The sequence below is a fragment of the Pseudomonas sp. zfem005 genome (assembly GCF_032621735.1).
GTDB classification, from domain to species: Bacteria; Pseudomonadota; Gammaproteobacteria; order Pseudomonadales; family Pseudomonadaceae; genus Metapseudomonas; species Metapseudomonas solani.
Genome location: NZ_JAVYJE010000001.1, coordinates 523,535 through 539,023, shown reverse-complemented (window position 1 = coordinate 539,023; position 15,489 = coordinate 523,535). Strand labels below are relative to the sequence as shown.

Sequence of the window (15,489 nt, the reverse complement as noted above, 5' to 3'; positions counted from 1 at the left end):
ATGTTTCATACCAGAGAAATAAATATCCCTGACGAGAATCTAGGTGCATGCCGCGAATACAAAGGCTTTAGGGGCTTAAAGGCGCTGTGCAAGTCGGGTAGAAAACTCTATTGCTTACCGGGGCGGGTATTTATGCGATTTATATAAAATCGAAAATGTGAGGGCTGATTAATAATGGCACCTTTAAGGTGCGTGTTAAACATCCAGCCATGAATGAGATTCTGAGCAGCGCAAGGAAGGTGAGCAAAATCGTAAATTTACGCAGCCCCATGTTGGTTTTAATCAAACTAACTGGCTCTAGTCCGTGGTTTTGCCGTTAGACGGATGAAGTTTTGGATTGAGGCTAAAAGCGGCGGTGTATTTGTTTACAACAGGAGCAGATTGTGGGCACCGGCGGCGGCCACCAGCAAGGCGCGCTTGGCGGCCACCTGGCCCTGCACTTCGGCCAGGTCCGGGTAGGCGTCGGCGCGGTTCGGCAGGCCGGCGGAGGCATAGGGTTCGAGGGGTGTTTGCCCGGTGAGGTGCGCGGCCAGTTCCAGCAGGTGGCCGACGGCGATTACCCGCAGGCCGCTGGCGAGGCTGGCTTCTTCGGCATTGTCCTTCGGCACCACCAGGGTGCGTCCTGCCGCGCGGGCGGCAAGGGCAGCGGGGAGGACGCCCTGCACCGGGCGCAGCGCGCCGGAGAGGGCCAGCTCACCGAGGCATTCCACCTCGGCCAGGCTGGCGACCGGCACCTGGCCGCTGGCGGCGAGGATGCCGAGGGCCACGGCCAGGTCGAAACGCCCGCCGTCCTTGGGCAGGTCGGCCGGCGCCAGGTTCAGGGTGATGCGCCGCAGCGGGAACTCGAAGCCGCTGGTGAGGATGGCGCTGCGCACGCGGTCCTTGCTTTCCTTGACCGCCGCTTCCGGCAGGCCGACCAGGGCCAGGGACGGCAGGCCGTTGGTGAGGTGCGCTTCCACGGTTACGGCAGGCGCTTCGACGCCTAGCTGGGCGCGGCTGTGAACGAGGGCCAGGGACATGATCGCTCCTTGATCGCGTCACCCGCCCGCCGGGTCACTCGTTCGGCGGAGGGGTGGGCGTGGCTTCCAGCTCGGCGACCTTGGCTTCCAGGGCCTCGAGGCGGGCGCGGGTACGGGCGAGGACGGCCATCTGGCTGTCGAATTCCTCGCGGCTTACCAGGTCGAGCTTGCTGAAGGCGGTCTGCAGCAGGGCTTTGAACTGGGTTTCGAATTCGGCGCGGGGCAGCGGGGTATCACCGCTGAACAAGCGGGAGGCGTGGGCACCGAGGGCGTCTAGCAGGGCTTTGGGTGGCAGCATGATGGGCTTCCATAGTCAGGCGGCGGGCAGTCTACCACGCGGGGTGAATGGCCGATCCCGATGGGCGGCGCACAATTTTTGAGCAATGGTCATTCGTCAGGTGCGCCATCTTGGTGCGCGATGCCGGGGCATCTTCCGGCGCTGAGGGGGCATACGGCCAGTATCTGCTTGAAAAACTGCGCTTTTGGTGGAGCTGGCAAGCTTTCTGCTTTAGGCCATACGACGCATGCACCGATGCAGTACCGGTGTGTCGGGCGAGGCGGGGGAGTGTTTCGCCGGAAGCGGTTGGTCTGCGTTCGAAGTGGCCGAGCCAGGGCGGTTCGACGCGTTACAAAGCCAGACACTGCGCTTAGACTTGAGCCGGGTTCGTTTTTCCTGGGGCAAGTCCACCAAATACGGGAGAGAGTTTCATGAAGCTAGTCACTGCCATCATCAAGCCGTTCAAACTCGATGACGTGCGCGAGTCGCTGTCCGAGATCGGCGTGCAGGGCATCACCGTTACTGAAGTCAAAGGCTTCGGTCGGCAGAAGGGTCATACCGAGCTGTACCGTGGCGCGGAATACGTGGTCGATTTCCTGCCCAAGGTGAAGATCGATGTCGCCATCGCCGACGATCAACTGGATCGCGTGATCGAGGCCATCACCAAGGCAGCCAACACCGGCAAGATCGGTGACGGCAAGATCTTCGTCGTCAATCTGGAACAGGCCATCCGCATCCGTACCGGCGAAACCGGCACAGACGCGATCTAAGCCTCCGAACCCCAACGCCCCAGGAGAAAACAACATGACTCTGCGTAAAGCCGCAGGGCTAGGAGCCCTTTTGTCCCTCGTTACCCCCGGCCTCGCCATGGCCGCTGACGAGGTCGTGCTGAACAGCGGTGATACCGCGTGGATGCTGACCGCTACCGCGCTGGTGCTGTTCATGACCATCCCCGGCCTGGCGCTGTTCTACGGCGGCATGGTGCGTTCCAAGAACATCCTCTCGGTGATGATGCAGTGCTTCGCCATCACCGGCCTGATCAGCATCCTCTGGGTCGTCTTCGGCTATAGCCTGGCCTTCGACACCACCGGGATGGAACAGGGCGTCGTCAACTTCAACTCCTTCGTCGGTGGCTTCGGCAAGGCCTTCCTGTCCGGCCTGACCGTCGACAGCCTGACCTCCGCCTTCCCTGAAAGCGTGTTCATCACCTTCCAGATGACCTTCGCCATCATCACCCCGGCCCTGATCGTCGGTGCCTTCGCCGAGCGCATGAAGTTCTCCGCGATGCTGATCTTCATGGGCGTCTGGTTCACCCTGGTCTATGCGCCGATCGCCCACATGGTGTGGAGCGGCAACGGTGGCCTGATGTGGGACTGGGGCGTACTGGACTTCGCAGGTGGCACCGTGGTGCACATCAACGCCGGTGTCGCCGGCCTGGTGGCCTGCCTGGTGCTGGGCAAGCGCAAAGGCTACCCGACCACTCCGATGGCCCCGCACAACCTGGGCTACACCCTGATCGGCGCCGCCATGCTGTGGATCGGCTGGTTCGGCTTCAACGCCGGTTCCGCCGTCGCCGCCAACGGCACCGCCGGCATGGCCATGCTGGTCACCCAGATCGCCACCGCTGCTGCTGCCCTGGGCTGGATGTTCGCCGAGTGGCTGACCCACGGTAAGCCGAGCGCCCTGGGCATCGCTTCCGGCGTGGTCGCCGGCCTGGTCGCCATCACCCCGGCTGCCGGCACCGTCGGCCCGATGGGCGCCCTGATCATCGGCCTGGCCGCTGGCGTCCTGTGCTTCTTCAGCGCCACCAGCCTGAAGCGCAAGCTGGGCTACGACGACTCCCTGGACGCCTTCGGCGTGCACGGCATCGGCGGCATCATCGGTGCCCTGCTGACCGGCGTGTTCGCGGCACCGGCCCTGGGTGGCTTCGGCGCCGTCGAAGACATCGCCAGCCAGGTGTTCATCCAGTTCAAGGGCGTCGCCTTCACCGTGGTCTACACCGCCATCGTCACCTTCGTGATCCTCAAGGTACTGGACCTGGTGATGGGCCTGCGCGTCAGCGAAGAGGAAGAGACCGTAGGCCTCGACCTGGCTCAGCACAACGAGCGCGGCTACAACCTGTAAGCGCCATGGCCCGGCTCCGCGCCGGGCCCTGTCGAGGCGGCCATGGGCCGTCGTACCTGGGGCTCTGGCTCGCTCGAGGTCGCTGTCGCCGCAAGGCGTCTGCAGAAGATGCAACACGAGCCGCAAAGGGCGCCCGTAAGGCGCCCTTTGCTTTTTCTGGAGCCGCGCTAGAATGCGCGCCGACGAGTTCGAAGCGGGAGACGTGCATGTGGCAGCAGACCCTGATCAGCCTGCGCGCACGGCCACGCGGCTTTCATCTGGTGACCGATGAGCTGCTGGCGAATTTGCCGGAACTGCGACAGTGTCGCGTCGGTCTGTTGCACCTGTGGTTGCAGCACACATCGGCATCACTGACCGTCAATGAAAATGCCGACCCCTCGGTGAGGCGCGATTTCGAGCGATTCTTCAATCGCCTCGTGCCCCAGGGCGAGGGTGGCTACGAACATGACTATGAAGGCCCGGATGACCTTCCGGCGCATTTCAAGTCGAGCCTGCTGGGCTGCCAGCTGATGCTGCCGATACAGGAAGGGCGGCTCGCGCTGGGAACCTGGCAGGGGATCTACCTGGGCGAACACCGCGATCATGGCGGCGTGCGCCGGGTCGTCGCCACGCTGAACGGCGAGGCGATCTGATTTTTTTTCCAGTGGCGTTAGCACGCTGGCGCGGCTGGGCTATAACTAACCTGCTTTGGCAAGACAAGAGGTAGAACATGAGCGACGAAGATCTGGAACAAGACGAGCTCGAGGCATCCGACGAGGATGAGGGCGAGGAGCTTGCGGCGGCCGAAGACAGCGATGACGGCGATAGCGACAGCGACAGCGAATCCCCAGCGTCCGGCGGCAAGAGCAAGGGCAAGAAGGCGGCGGTAGAAGTCGAAGAACTGCCCAGCATCGAAGCCAAGCAGAAGGAGCGCGATGCGCTCGCGCGGGCCATGGAAGATTTCCTGGCGCGCGGTGGCAAGGTGCAGGAAGTCGAGCCCAATGTGGTTGCCGACCCGCCCAAGAAGCCGGACAGCAAGTACGGCAGCCGCCCCATCTAAGGCTTGCCGTCACATGAAAAAGCCCGCTATCAGCGGGCTTTTTCATGGCTGGCGAACGCTCAGCCCGGGTTGTTCCAGCGGCCGAGCAGTGCCGGCAGCTCGGCCAGGTTGCGGATCTCCGCATCCGGCGCGCTTTCGCCATCCCAGGCCTTGCCCTGGGGGTTGAACCAGATGGCGCGCATGCCGGCGTTACGGGCGCCGTGGATGTCGTCGCTGGGGTGGTCGCCAATGTGCACCGCCTGCGCGGCTGCGACGCCTGCGCGTTTCAGTGCTTCCTCGAACGGGTGCGGGTCGGGTTTGCCGATGCCCAGCTCCTCGGCGCACAGGGCGAACTGGAAGTAGTCGGCCAGGCCCAGGCGGCGCACGTCGGCGTTGCCGTTGGTGATCACCGCCAGGCGATAGCGATTGGCGAGTATCTCCAGGGTCGGGTGCACCTCGGGGAACAGATCGATGCGGTGACGTGCGTCGAGGAAGACGTCGAAGCCCCGGGTGGCCAGGGTGCCCGCTTCGTCCCGGGGGTAGCCGGCCTCTTCCAGGGCATGGAAGAGGATGCGCTGGCGCAGCTCACTGAGGCGGTGCTTGAGTGCCGGCTCGGCCGCCAGCAGGCGCGCGCGGATAGCCCACAGGTGCTCGATGGGCACCGGGCCGAGCTTCGGCGCCTGCTGTGCCAGCCATTCACGCAGGGCCGCTTCGGCGCCGTGCATCACGGTGGCGACGTCCCAGAGGGTGTCGTCGAGGTCGAAGGTGATCAGCTGGATGCTCATTCGTCGTTCGCCTTGTTGCGCTTGGCCCGTGGGTGGGCCTTGTCGTAGACCGCTGCCAGGTGCTGGAAATCCAGGTGGGTGTAGATCTGCGTGGTGGAGATGTCGGCGTGGCCGAGCAGCTCCTGCACCGCGCGCAGGTCCTGGGAGGACTCCAGCATGTGGCTGGCGAAGGAGTGGCGCAGCATGTGCGGGTGCAGGTGCTGGCCCAGTTCGCGGACCCCGGCGGCCCGCACCCGCAGCTGGATGGCGCGAGGCCCCAGGCGGCGACCGGTGCGGCCGACGAACACGGCGCCGTCCTGCGGGTTGGCCAGGGCGCGCAGTGGCAGCCATTGCTCCAGTGCCTGCCGGGCCATGCGGCCCACCGGCAGTTCGCGCACCTTGTTGCCCTTGCCGTGCACGCGCACGCTGCCGTCATTGAGGTCCAGGCCGTCGAGGTTCAGCCCCACCAGCTCCGACAGGCGCAGCCCGGAGGAATAGAAGAGTTCGAGGATGGCCTGGTCGCGGCGGGCGATGAAGTCATCTTCCACGGCGCCGTCCAGCAGCTGCTGGGCGCGGTCGGCATCCAGGGTCTTGGGCAGGCGGCGCTCGCCCTTGGGGGCGCTAAGGCCGCTGGCCGGGTCGTGGCGGCAGACGCCTTCACGCACCAGGTAGCGGTAGAGCCCGCGTACCGCCGAGAGCAGGCGCGCCAGGCTGCGGCTCGACTGCCCCTGCTGGTGCAGGCGGGCGACCATGCTGCGCAGCGTGCGTGGGTCGAGGGCGGGCCAGTCGGCGATGGCGAAGGTCTCGCACAGGGCGACGACCTTGCCCAGGTCACGGCGGTAGCCGTCGAGGGTGTGGGGCGAGACCTGGCGTTCGCTGCGCAGGTGTTCGATGTAGCGGTCCAGATCGGCGTTCATCCGTCTACTCCTGCCGCTGTGCGTCGCCCGCCGCTTACCTCACGGAGCGCAGCGGGGAGGCGAAGAGGGGCAGCACGCGGGCCAGGACTTCGGCGATGTAGCCGAGGAACAGGGTGCCCAGCGAGCTCTTGTAGTGCTGCGGGTCGTGGCTGCCGATGGCGAGGACGCCATGCTGGCCCTGGTGGTTGAGGGACACCACGGCGGCGGAGCCGACCTTGGGGCCTTCGTCCTTGCCGAAGAGGAATTCCAGCTCGTGGGCGCGGAGCACCCCGCAGATGGTCTTGCCGGCCACCAGCAGGCCGCCGATGGCTTGCTGGGCCTCCACGCTGGTGACGCTGCGGCCGACCGGGAGGGTGCTGTCGCTGAACAGAATGAGGCTGACGAAGGGCACCTGGAACTCGTGGCGCAGGCTGTCTTCCACCGCGCTGACCACTTCTTCCAGGGTGCCGGCGTCGAGCAGGTCGAGCACCAGGCGACGGGTCTTGTCGAACAGCCGGTCGTTGTCCCGGGCCACGTCCATCAGCTGCGATAGCCGATGGCGCATCTCGATGTTGCGCTCGCGCAGCAGCTTGACCTGGCGTTCCACCAGGGACACGGCTTCGCCCGGCTGGTGCGGGATGCGCAGTTCGGGAATCAGCTCTTCGTGGTCGACGAAGAACTCCGGGTGGTGCCGCAGGTAGGCGGCGACCGTTTCGGAGTCGAGGTGCTGAGGCGGTTCCTGGTGCTTGTCACTCATGCTCGCTGCTCGCTCATAGGCGGACCTGCCCTTCATACACGCGCACGGCGGGTCCGGTCATCATCACGGACTGGTCGGGACCGGCCCATTCGATGGACAGCTTGCCACCCGGCAGCTCCAGTTGCACGGGCGAGTCCATCCAGCCCTGGCGGATGGCGGCCACGGCGGCGGCGCAGGCACCGGTACCGCAGGCCTGGGTTTCCCCGGCGCCACGCTCCCACACGCGCAGGCGCGCCTGGTTGCGGTCGATCACCTGGAGGAAGCCGACGTTGACCCGTTGCGGGAAGCGCGAGTGGTGTTCGATCTTCGGGCCCAGCTCGTGGACCGGCGCCTTGTCGATGTCCTCGACGCGCAGCACCGCATGGGGGTTGCCCATGGACAGGGCGGCCAGTTCGATCGGGCGGCCTTCGACCTCGACGCTGTAGTTCAGCGCCTCGCCTTCGGCGACGAAGGGAATCTGCTGGGGCGCCAGGCGTGGCGGACCCATGTCAACGCGGACCTGGCCATCGGCGCGGACGTCCAGCTCGATGATGCCGCTCTTGGTCTCGACGCGGATCTGCTTCTTCACCGTCAGGCGCTTGTCCAGCACGAAGCGGGCGAAGCAGCGCGCGCCGTTGCCGCACTGTTCGACCTCGGAGCCGTCGGAGTTGAAGATGCGGTAGCGGAAGTCGACGTCCGGGTTGGTCGGCGCTTCGACGATCAGCAACTGGTCGAAGCCGATGCCGGTGTTGCGATCGCCCCATTGCTTGGCGTGCTTGGGCTGAATGTGCGCGTGCTGGCTGACCAGGTCGAGGACCATGAAGTCGTTGCCCAGGCCGTGCATCTTGGTGAAACGCAGCAGCATGGGTTTACTCCGGAAGCAGGCTTTCGCCGGCGTAGAGTTCCTCGACGGTCTCGCGACGGCGGACCTCGTATGCCCGCTCGCCATCCACCAGCACCTCGGCGGCGCGGCCGCGGGTGTTGTAGTTGGAGCTCATGACGAAGCCGTAGGCACCAGCGGAACGCACCGCCAGCAGGTCACCTTCGGCCAGGGCCAGGTCGCGGTCCTTGGCGAGGAAGTCGCCGGTTTCGCAAATGGGGCCGACCAGGTCGTAACGGCGCTTCTCGCCTTCGCGGGGCTCCACCGGCACCACGTCCATCCAAGCCTGGTACAGGGCCGGGCGGATCAGGTCGTTCATGGCCGCGTCGATGATCGCGAAGTCCTTGTGTTCGGTGTGCTTGAGGTACTCGACCTGGGTCAGCAGCACGCCGGCGTTGGCGACGATGTAGCGGCCCGGCTCGAAGACCAGTGCCAGCTTGCGCGCGCCGATGCGCTCGCGCACGGCCTTGATGTAGTCGCCGGCCAGCGGCGGCTCTTCATCCTTGTAGCGCACGCCGAGGCCGCCACCGAGGTCCAGGTGGCGAATGTGCACGCCCTGTTCGGCGAGGCGGTCGATCAGCGCCAGCAGGCGGTCGAGGGCATCGAGGAAGGGTGCCAGGGTGGTCAGCTGGGAGCCGATGTGGCAGTCGACGCCGACCACTTCCAGGTTCGGCAGCGAGGCGGCGTGCAGGTACACGGCTTCGGCAGCGGCGATGGCGATGCCGAACTTGTTTTCCTTGAGGCCGGTGGAAATGTACGGGTGGGTGCCGGCGTCGACGTCGGGGTTAACCCGCAGCGAGACCGGTGCCTTCATGTCCATTTCGGCGGCGACGACCTGCAGGCGCTCGAGCTCCTCGGTGGACTCGACGTTGAAGCAGTGCACGCCAACTTCCAGGGCGCGACGCATGTCGTCACGGCTCTTGCCGACGCCGGAGAAGACGATGCGGTCGGCCGCGCCGCCGGCGGCGAGCACACGCTCCAGCTCGCCGCTGGAGACGATGTCGAAGCCCGAGCCCAGGCGGGCCAGCAGGTTCAGCACGCCGAGGTTGGAGTTGGCCTTGACCGCGTAGCAGACCAGGTGCGGTACGCCTGCCAGGGCATCGGCGTAGGAGCGGTACTGGGCTTCGATGTGGCTGCGCGAGTAGACATAGGTGGGTGTGCCGAAGCGCGCGGCGATGGCGGACAATGCCACGCCCTCCGCGAAGAGCTCACCATCGCGGTAAGTGAAGGCGTCCATCAGCGCCCCCTTAGTGCGAATGTTCGGCGGAAGACGGCTTGGATTCGTCCGGCAGGTACAGCGGGCCCTTCTGGCCGCAACCGGCGAGCAGGCAGGCGACGGCGACGAGCGCGACGAGAGGGGTGAGCAGTCGCTTCATGGCGAAATCCTTGAAGAAAACGTGAATTGCCCGGGAGTATACCGACCGCCCGGCGCCTTGCCTATGCGCTGGAAAAGCCGCCGGACGTGGCTTTCGGCTAGCCAATCGAGCCTTCCGAAGCCTAGGATTGGCGCCCAAAAACGGAGGTCCGATGGAACCATCCACGCCCATGGCCAGCTCGGTTTCGGTGGCCTACCTGCAAGGCCTGGTCGACCACCTGGCGCGCCAGGGAATCGAGCCCGCCGAGCTGCTGGCGCACGTCCAGCTGACGCCCGCCATCCTCGGCCAGCGCGACCAGCGCATCGCCGCCAGCGCCTACCTGGAGCTGCTCGCCCAGGGCATCCGCCTGACCGGTGACACGCGCCTCGGCCTGCACCTGGGCGAAGCGGTGCGGCCCGGTTATTACGGTGTGCTCGGTTACCTGCTGATGAGCTGCGCGACCCTCGCCGATGCCTTGCACCGGCAGGCCCGCTATGCGGCGCTGGTGGGCAACCTGGGGCGGGTCGACCTGGCCGACGAGCCGGAGCGGCCCGGCCATGAACCGCTCGTCGTGCACAGCTGGGAGCCCTTGCTGCCCCAGCAGCGCGAGCAGGTGGCGGAGGAGTCCCTCGCCGGCTGGGTGACCTTCGGTCGCTGGATCAGTGGCCTGGACATCCCGCCCACCGAGGTGCGTTTCCAGCACCCTGCGCCGGCCGACTCCAGCGAGTACCAGCGGATCTTCCGTTGCCCGGTTCTGTTCGGCCAGGCGGACAATGCCCTGGTGTTCCCCCGCCGATTGCTGGCCACGCCGCTCGGCCAGGCCGACGCGCAGGTGCGGCAGATGCTCGATGCCTACGCCGACCGGCTGCTGGGCGAGATCAACCGGGGCAACAGCGTGCTCGACCGTGCCAGGGTCGTCCTCGCCGGCCAACTGTCGGAGCAGGGGCCGGACCTGGAGCGCCTGGCCGAGGCATTGGCGCTGAGTCCGCGTACACTGCAGCGTCGATTGCGCGAGGCTGGCCTATCGTTCAGCCAGTTGGTGGACGAGACGCGCCAGCAGCTGGTGCTGCATTATCTGCGCGACCCGGCGCTGGAACTCGCCGATATCGCCTTCTTTGTCGGCTTCAGCGAGCCTGGCTCGCTGGCCCGTGCGTTCCGCCGTTGGACCGGGCAGAGCCCCGGCGAGTATCGGCGTCACCTGTCACCCTTTCCCTGAGGACCCCCCAATGAGTTTGAGCGAAGCGCGTTTCCACGATCTGGTCGATGCCGCCCAGGAAGCCGTCGAAGACATCTTCGACAGCAGCGATCTGGACGTTGACCTGGAAAACAGCGCGGGCGTGCTGACCATCCGTTTCGAGAATGGCACCCAGGTCATCCTCAGCCGCCAGGAGCCCTTGCGCCAGCTGTGGGTGGCGGCCCGATCCGGTGGCTTCCATTTCGACTACGACCAGGCCAGCAGCCTGTGGATCTGCGACACCAGCGAAGAGCCTCTCGGCGAGCTGCTGGGCCGCGTAACCCGCGAACAGGCGGGCGAAGACCTTGAGTTCGAAGAACTCTGAACCCCCTGCCCCTCCTTCCCCGGGCTCGCCCTGCATCCGCAGGTGCTGCCTGGATGACGCCGACGTCTGCGTCGGATGCGGTCGCACCCTGGGTGAGATCCTGGAATGGAACGAAGCAGGCGCGGATCGCCGCCGGCAGATCCTTGAGCAGGCCGCTCAGCGCGTGCGTTCCAGGCCGCGCTGACCGGTCGGTCTTGCCAACAGCGCATCCACTGACGTAGTGTCGGTCGGGCTGGTGTCGAATGCACCGGCCCACAATTCTGAAACCCCGCCTTCGGGCGGGGTTTCGCTTTTTCGAGCCAAGGATTCAGGAGTTCCGGATTTGCCATGAGCACTCAACCGTCAATCATCATCACCCGTCTCGACCTGCAGCGACTGGAGCGACTGCTCGATGAACTGGAGGATTTCGGTCCCGGTGCCCAGGCACTGGAGAGCGAGCTGGCGCGCGCCCAGGTGGTTGGTCATGACGAAGTGCCGCCGGGCGTGGTGACCATGAATACCCGCGTGCATTGCCGTGAAGAGGCAAGCGGCAAGGACTACCACCTGACCCTGGTCTATCCGAAGGACGCCGGTGGCGAAGGCACCGTTTCCATCCTCGCGCCCATTGGCAGCGCCCTGCTGGGCCTGTCCGTCGGCCAGCACATCGACTGGCCGGCGCCGGGTGGCAAGACCCTCAAGCTGCAACTGCTGGAAGTGGAGTACCAGCCCGAAGCGGCTGGCGAATACGACCGCTGATCCACGACCCTGACCGCCTCCCCGGCGGTCAGGCCTTGTTCAGGGCCTGGTTGAGCTGTTTCTCCAGCTCGGCCTTGTAGCGCAGGTAGTGCACCGTCTGCGCATGGCCCTCGCCGAGGACCCGCGACAGGTCCAGGTCGGTGATGTAGCAAGGGTAGCGCTCGGCCTCGCTGCGCTGGGCGAGGATGTGCCGGGCCACGGAGGCGAACAGCTCGCCGCCGTATTCCAGTTCCGAGAATTCCCGATGGTTGCAGTAGAGCGTGACATGAACGCGATCGGCGTCTGCCGGCTCGACGATCGCCTGCACGTCGTAGAACGGATGGCTCACCGGCGCCTGGGGTGCGGCGCGACGTTCTACCTGCTGGGCACGCTGCGGCGGTGACGGCAACACTTCGTAATAGAGAATTTCCAGGTTGCTGGGTGGCGTCGGGCTGTCCAGCGGCAGCAACGCGTTGCGCCGGTAGAGCACCGACTGCAGGAAGCGTTGCAGCGGCGTGAGCAGGCTCTGCTGGTCGCGGAACGGCTGGCGCTGGCGCCAGAGCGCGTTGTGCTCGTCGAGCAGGGTCAGCTCGGCGCTGTCACCCTCCTGGCGGAAGAACACCTGGATGCAGTTCGGCCGGCCCAGCGGCAGAATCAGCGCCAGGTCCTCGCCTTCCAGGGCGTAGCGGTCGAGGAATAGCGGGCTGTAGGCCGGCAGGTCTTCGCCCAGGTGTTCCAGCAGCGTCGGCAGGTCGTCCAGGGCGGTGTGGCTGACCTGGCCGGGGAGCAGTTCGAGCACGTGGTATTGCTGGCGCACCTGCAACAGGTAGCGGGTGGTGTCCGGGCTGCCCAGGTGCGCCAGGGCGTCGCGGAACAGTTCCTCGATACGCTGGGCGATGGCCTGGGCGCGGTTGCGGCAGAAGCAGCGCACGCGCAGGTTCGGCAACTGGTCCACGGGGGTGGCGTTGAGGAAGTCGCGCAGGCAATCCAGCGGCGCGAAGGAGCCGTCGTAGCGGGTCACCAGCAACTCGTTCCAGCTGTTCAGGGTGACCTGGTCGATGGTCAGCACCAGGTTGTCACGCACGCCGGAGTAGCCGAGGGAGTCGGTGCGCTCGGTGGTCATGTGCACGTTCATCTGGCTGTGCTGCTTGAGCGGGTCGACACCGACGTTGATCAGCAGCAGTACTTCGCTCGGGGCGCTGGCGCGCAGCAGCGCCGCTTCGCCCACCGGCGGCAGTGGCAGCGGGATGCTTTGCTGCAGGCTGCTGATCAGGTTGGACAGCTCGAATTCGGTCAGGTCGCTGCTGCCGGGGTTCAGCGACAGCCGCGTACTGGGGTCGATCACGCCGTTGCGGTGGCACCAGGCGAGCAGCTCGATCAGCTCGCGGGCCCGCTTGATCGGCGCGAAGTCCCGCCATTCCTGGGCATTCAGGCTGCCGGGGAACAGCGCCCACTGGGTCTCGTTCGGCGCCTCGGGGCTGGGGTGCTGCACCAGGGTCAGGGTGTCTTCGGCCAGGTCCGGGGCGATGCCGGGGTTGATGAACTCCACCTTGCCGGCCTTGCGCTCGAAGGCGGCGTAGAGGCGCCGGCCGAGCACGCCGAGGTCGCGGCTGTTGAGCGAGCTGATCGCGTGCTGGCTGCGGCCGAACTCGGAGAGGAAGCGGTAGCTGTAGGTCAGCTCGTTGACCAGCGCGCGGCGCTCGGCGCCCACCTGGCGCACCTTCCACTGGCTGCGGCTGTCGAGCATGGCCAGTTGGCGCGAATCCCATTGCCACTCCCGGGTCAACCGCTCGAAGAGCAGGCGCTGCCAGCTCTTGCGGCGATTGCGCGGCGGTCGGCTGAGCTTCTTGTTGACCTTCAGGTACAGGCAGCGCCGTATCAGCTCCAGGCGCTCGCGGTCGCCGCGGGCGGTGAGGTATTCCTCCAGGCGGCGGTACACCACTATGTAGGGGTCGAGTTCATCGAGGTCCAGATGATTGGCGTAGACCGCCTGCTTGAAGCGCAGCGACAGGCAATGCACCTGGGGGTGCTCGCTGGCGTAGACCTCGGTGAGCAGCAGCTTGAGCACCGACTTGTAGGGCGACTCGATGCCCTTGAACAGCTGCCACATGCCCGCGCCGATGAATTCGCCTACAGGGATATGCGCCAGGTGGCCCAGGTCGAGCACCTCGTCGGCGCGGATGAAACGCCGCGACAGCAGTTTCTCGGTGTACTCGGCGTAGCGCCCTTCCTCATAGACCGGCACCAGCCACCACAGGGGCGTGCGCCCGGCCAGCCAGATGGCGGTGCGGTAGAACTCGTCCAGCAGCAGGTAATGCTGGGTGGTCCCGCAATCGTCGGAGGTGAGCTGCGCCTCGCGGTCGCCGACCACGAAGCGCTTGGGGTCGATGAGGAAGAAGTGCGCCTCGGTGCCCAGGGTCGCTGCCCAGGCCTCCAGCAGCTCGCACTTGCGTCGCAGTTCGGCCACTTCGCTGGCGGAGAGGTCCGGCGCATGGCAGACCCACAGGTCCATGTCGCTCTGTTCGGCCTGCGCCACCGTGCCCAGGCTGCCCATGAGGAACAGGCCGTGGATGGGCATCGGCGGGTTGCCCCGGCGTGCCTTGTAGGCGAAGGAGCGGGTCAGGCGCTGGACTTCGGCCAGTTCGTTTTCATCCGGCTCGTAGTTGGCCAGGCCGGCCGGGGTCTGCCCCGAGACGTAGCCGGGCAGCAGCGGGTGGTTGACGTGGAACAGCAGTGGCAACAGGCGCAGGACTAGCTGCTGGCGCGTGGAAAGCCCCTGTATGGCGCGTTCCAGGCGACCGCTGTTGACCTTGAGGAAGCGCGCACGCAACTGCGCGAGGACCTTGCGGTCGATGCCGTCATCGATGTCGGGGCGGATTTCCTGGGTGCGCGTCATGGAGCTTCTGCCGGATGGATGGGCACAGCCTACCAGCCGGCGAAGCGGCCGGGCAGGGTTGTGCCCGGGTTATCGGCGCGGACGCGGTTCAGCTTGAGGTAACGGGTTCTGTGGTGAGGATGGTGAGCAGGCTTTGGGCGTGTTCAGCGGCATCCAGCCCCAGGCTGGTGAGGTAGCCGCCATCGGGCAGGGTGATCAGTTTTTTCTGGTGCAGACGGGTGACCGCGCCTATGACCGCGGATGAGGCGGTGTTGTGCACCTTGAGTCCTTCCTGGGTGTTGTCCAGGTTGAACAGGGTCAGCAGTTCCAACTCGGCGATCAGCTCGGGGGTATACGACATGGTGACTCCTGGGCTTCTGGTGGGCCCGCCTTCGTGCGGGCGGGTGTGACGGATCAGTGTAGTCCGCCCGGCTCAGTCTGCCGGGTAGATCGGCTCGCCGTATTGCCAGCGGTCAAGGATTGCCTGGTAGCGGCCGTCTTCCTGGATGCGCTGCATGCCCTGGTCGAAGCGCTGCAGCAAGCGGTCGGCCCCCGGGGCCTGGCGCGAGAACGAGAGGAACAGCTCGGGCCGGTGCACGGTGCCCACGGCCTGGAAGGCGCCGACGAGCTCGGGGTATTCGCGCAGCAGCTCGGCGGTGGTGGCGCGATAGGCCACCACATAGTCGACACGCCCGTGCTGGAGCATGAGGAAGCCATTGATGTCCTTGCGCACCGGGACCCGCTCCAGGCCACGCAGGGCATCGAAGGGCGCGCCGTACTCGTAGCCGATGGTGACCGCCACCCGTGCGCCTTCCAGGCGCTGCAGGTCGTCCACCGGGGTGGCCTTGTCGACGCGGGACCAGAGCAGGATGTCATCGCGGAACAGCGGGTGCCGGGGCAGCCGGTAGGCCTCGGCGATGCGGGCGTCCGGCGCGGTATTGAAGCAGCCGGCCAGCTTGCCCTGGAGGGCCAGCTGCATGCAGCGGGAATAGGGATAGGGGACCAGCTCCACTGGCGTGTCGGCGGCAGCGAACGCAGCCTGGACGATCTCCACCGACATCCCCCGCACCGCACCGTCGCGGAAGGCGGTGAAGGGGTACCAATCGTCCTCGGCGCCGATCTGCAGCGTCTCGGCCAAGCTGGCTGCGGGCAGCAACAGCGCCAGGGCGAACAGCAAACGGCGGAGCGGTGGAGCGATGCGCAGCGGACTCGGGCTCATGGGGCTGGACCTCTACGGCGCTCGGGTGGTTGGCGCGATGCTAGTGCCTGTCG

18 protein-coding genes and 1 pseudogene are annotated in these 15,489 nt (G+C 66.2%); 8 read left to right on the top strand and 11 right to left on the bottom strand.

The window, feature by feature from the left end:
- Positions 1–371 precede the first annotated feature (371 nt).
- Positions 372–1,019: pseudogene (locus RTW82_RS02495) on the bottom strand (magnesium chelatase domain-containing protein); the annotation flags it as partial.
- A 34-nt stretch (positions 1,020–1,053) separates the two neighbouring features.
- The gene (locus RTW82_RS02490; RefSeq protein ID WP_316924148.1) at positions 1,054–1,317 is read right to left on the bottom strand and encodes an accessory factor UbiK family protein; all 264 of its coding nucleotides are present in this window, start codon (positions 1,315–1,317) and stop codon (positions 1,054–1,056) included.
- Between the two features lie 410 nt (positions 1,318–1,727).
- Between RTW82_RS02490 and glnK the strand changes: the two genes are divergently transcribed.
- The 4 genes from glnK (at position 1,728) to sutA (ending at position 4,459) form a co-directional block, all read left to right on the top strand.
- Positions 1,728–2,066 carry a P-II family nitrogen regulator gene (gene glnK, locus RTW82_RS02485; protein ID WP_003457590.1) on the top strand — a complete coding sequence of 113 codons (339 nt, stop codon included), beginning with the start codon at positions 1,728–1,730 and terminating at the stop codon, positions 2,064–2,066.
- Between the two features lie 34 nt (positions 2,067–2,100).
- On the top strand, positions 2,101–3,420 hold the full coding sequence (locus RTW82_RS02480) for an ammonium transporter (protein ID WP_316924147.1): 1,320 nt from the start codon (positions 2,101–2,103) through the stop codon (positions 3,418–3,420).
- A gap of 206 nt (positions 3,421–3,626) precedes the next feature.
- Entirely contained in the window at positions 3,627–4,052 is a 426-nt protein-coding gene (locus tag RTW82_RS02475; RefSeq protein ID WP_316924146.1) for a secondary thiamine-phosphate synthase enzyme YjbQ, read from the top strand.
- Between the two features lie 77 nt (positions 4,053–4,129).
- A complete protein-coding gene (sutA, locus tag RTW82_RS02470) occupies positions 4,130–4,459 on the top strand; it encodes a transcriptional regulator SutA (RefSeq protein ID WP_021218958.1) in 330 nt (109 codons plus the stop codon).
- A 59-nt stretch (positions 4,460–4,518) separates the two neighbouring features.
- Here the strand turns inward: sutA and RTW82_RS02465 are convergent, their stop codons facing one another.
- From RTW82_RS02465 to lptM, 6 genes are read right to left on the bottom strand one after another with little or no spacing between them, the layout of a single operon-like run.
- Positions 4,519–5,223 carry an HAD family hydrolase gene (locus tag RTW82_RS02465; RefSeq protein WP_021218959.1) on the bottom strand — a complete coding sequence of 235 codons (705 nt, stop codon included), beginning with the start codon at positions 5,221–5,223 and terminating at the stop codon, positions 4,519–4,521.
- The gene (gene xerC, locus RTW82_RS02460) at positions 5,220–6,119 is read right to left on the bottom strand and encodes a tyrosine recombinase XerC (RefSeq protein WP_021218960.1); all 900 of its coding nucleotides are present in this window, start codon (positions 6,117–6,119) and stop codon (positions 5,220–5,222) included. The genes RTW82_RS02465 and xerC overlap by 4 nt, the downstream gene beginning before the upstream one ends.
- Positions 6,120–6,153: 34 nt before the next feature.
- Entirely contained in the window at positions 6,154–6,855 is a 702-nt protein-coding gene (locus RTW82_RS02455; RefSeq protein WP_021218961.1) for a DUF484 family protein, read from the bottom strand.
- A gap of 13 nt (positions 6,856–6,868) precedes the next feature.
- The gene (gene dapF, locus RTW82_RS02450; protein ID WP_021218962.1) at positions 6,869–7,699 is read right to left on the bottom strand and encodes a diaminopimelate epimerase; all 831 of its coding nucleotides are present in this window, start codon (positions 7,697–7,699) and stop codon (positions 6,869–6,871) included.
- A gap of 4 nt (positions 7,700–7,703) precedes the next feature.
- A complete protein-coding gene (lysA, locus tag RTW82_RS02445; protein WP_043241109.1) occupies positions 7,704–8,951 on the bottom strand; it encodes a diaminopimelate decarboxylase in 1,248 nt (415 codons plus the stop codon).
- Between the two features lie 10 nt (positions 8,952–8,961).
- The gene (gene lptM, locus RTW82_RS02440; protein ID WP_021218964.1) at positions 8,962–9,090 is read right to left on the bottom strand and encodes an LPS translocon maturation chaperone LptM; all 129 of its coding nucleotides are present in this window, start codon (positions 9,088–9,090) and stop codon (positions 8,962–8,964) included.
- A 151-nt stretch (positions 9,091–9,241) separates the two neighbouring features.
- Here lptM and RTW82_RS02435 point away from each other — a divergent pair, with 151 nt between their 5' ends.
- The 4 genes from RTW82_RS02435 (at position 9,242) to rnk (ending at position 11,363) form a co-directional block, all read left to right on the top strand.
- Positions 9,242–10,285 (top strand): AraC family transcriptional regulator, encoded by a 1,044-nt coding sequence (locus RTW82_RS02435; RefSeq protein ID WP_316924145.1) that lies wholly within the window; start codon positions 9,242–9,244, stop codon positions 10,283–10,285.
- A 10-nt stretch (positions 10,286–10,295) separates the two neighbouring features.
- Positions 10,296–10,628, top strand: a complete 333-nt coding sequence (gene cyaY, locus RTW82_RS02430) for an iron donor protein CyaY (RefSeq protein ID WP_184488275.1) — start codon at positions 10,296–10,298, stop codon at positions 10,626–10,628.
- Entirely contained in the window at positions 10,609–10,812 is a 204-nt protein-coding gene (locus RTW82_RS02425; RefSeq protein WP_271659599.1) for a DUF1289 domain-containing protein, read from the top strand. Before cyaY ends, RTW82_RS02425 begins: the two co-directional genes overlap by 20 nt.
- A 143-nt stretch (positions 10,813–10,955) precedes the next feature.
- Positions 10,956–11,363: a nucleoside diphosphate kinase regulator gene (rnk, locus tag RTW82_RS02420; protein WP_021218967.1), complete on the top strand. Its 408-nt coding sequence runs from the start codon at positions 10,956–10,958 to the stop codon at positions 11,361–11,363.
- Positions 11,364–11,391: 28 nt separating this feature from the next.
- Here the strand turns inward: rnk and RTW82_RS02415 are convergent, their stop codons facing one another.
- From RTW82_RS02415 to RTW82_RS02405, 3 genes are all read right to left on the bottom strand, one after another.
- Positions 11,392–14,238, bottom strand: coding sequence for a class I adenylate cyclase (locus RTW82_RS02415; RefSeq protein ID WP_316924144.1), 2,847 nt, complete (start codon positions 14,236–14,238; stop codon positions 11,392–11,394).
- An 88-nt stretch (positions 14,239–14,326) separates the two neighbouring features.
- Positions 14,327–14,578, bottom strand: a complete 252-nt coding sequence (locus tag RTW82_RS02410; protein ID WP_021218969.1) for a TIGR02647 family protein — start codon at positions 14,576–14,578, stop codon at positions 14,327–14,329.
- Positions 14,579–14,650: 72 nt separating this feature from the next.
- On the bottom strand, positions 14,651–15,436 hold the full coding sequence (locus RTW82_RS02405) for a substrate-binding periplasmic protein (RefSeq protein ID WP_316924143.1): 786 nt from the start codon (positions 15,434–15,436) through the stop codon (positions 14,651–14,653).
- Between the last annotated feature and the right edge of the window lie 53 nt (positions 15,437–15,489).